The sequence below is a fragment of the Kluyvera cryocrescens NBRC 102467 genome (assembly GCF_001571285.1).
In the GTDB taxonomy this organism is placed as follows: Bacteria; Pseudomonadota; Gammaproteobacteria; order Enterobacterales; family Enterobacteriaceae; genus Kluyvera; species Kluyvera cryocrescens.
The window spans coordinates 1-1,157 of sequence record NZ_BCTM01000084.1; the positions used below are offsets into that span (position 1 = coordinate 1).

At 51.7% G+C, this 1,157-nt stretch carries 1 protein-coding gene; it reads right to left on the reverse strand.

The annotated features are described in order from the left end of the window. Positions 1–22: 22 nt before the first annotated feature. Entirely contained in the window at positions 23–1,054 is a 1,032-nt protein-coding gene (locus KCR01S_RS23580; protein ID WP_046092923.1) for an IS630-like element ISEc33 family transposase, read from the reverse strand. Positions 1,055–1,157 lie beyond the last annotated feature (103 nt).

The window sequence follows — 1,157 nt, forward strand, 5'->3', positions numbered from 1 at the left end:
TAAATAGCTGCGCCTAATACCGCTACACTTTTGCCTGACCATGTTTTCCTCCGGGGAATGGGCTGGCGGTTTCCATAAAATGGCGGACCTTTTTCAGTAACTGCCACATTGAGCGGCACTGATGATTACGGGTTATCGTGTCATGAAGTGCCTGCCATAGCCGTTCCACATGATTCACCCACGGCGAGTAAACCGGCTGGTAAATTACCCTGAACTTGGGATTTGCTTTCAACCAGCGCTGTGTTTCGCGGCTTTTATGGATAATGTAGTTATCAACGATCAGCGTGATTGTTTTCGCCCGCCGGTAAGTGGCTTTCAGGTGCTTCAGCAGAGCGATAAACAGCGCTGAACTTTTGCTGTTGCCGCCCACGTAGCTGACTTTACCCGTGCCACTGTGCAGTGCGCCGGCCAGATAGTATTTTTCGTTCTGCCCCGGCGTCACTACCCGTTTCTGCTGTCCGCGCAACTGCCAGTCCGCACCGATTTTAGGATTAAGGTGGATATCCACTTCATCTTCATAAAATACCGGATGCTCTGCGCTGCATTCATCCAGCGCTTTGTGGATTACCGCCATCTTTTCATCTTTATGTGGGTCACGGATACGCAGAGTTGGCGCGGCCCTGCGCCATACAAGCCCCGCAGATGGCAACCAGCGGCGAACGGTTCCTGCATGTAACTGGCAACCGGTTATCTCATTGATTTTTATTGCCAGTAATTCGGTGCTCCAGCGTGAACGTTGATAACCAAAATCGCCGGGAGAATGCTTTATCAGCTCACGTAACAGGGTGCAGATATGTTCAAAAGGCCAGCGTCGGGAGCGCCCTGCGGGTAAGGATTTCAGGCCTTCAATACCTGAGTGCGTAAACCAGTTAATCCAGCGACCAACGGATGAACGGGCACAACAGAGAGTTCTGGCAACATCGCTGACCCGTTCACCCCGATGAAGCATCAGCATGGCCGTGAGTCTGCGGGCATGATTTTTATCGCGCGTTTTATGAATAGCTTTCTGCATCAGGCGTCGTTCGCCACGGGGTATTGGTGCTATGATCGGCATCGCTCAGTCCGGTTGGTGGTTTTGGTTGGTTTGGCGATTGATCAGATCGCACAATCCGGGCTGAGTTCCCTTTCAGTGATCTACTATTCCGCGCAGCTATTTA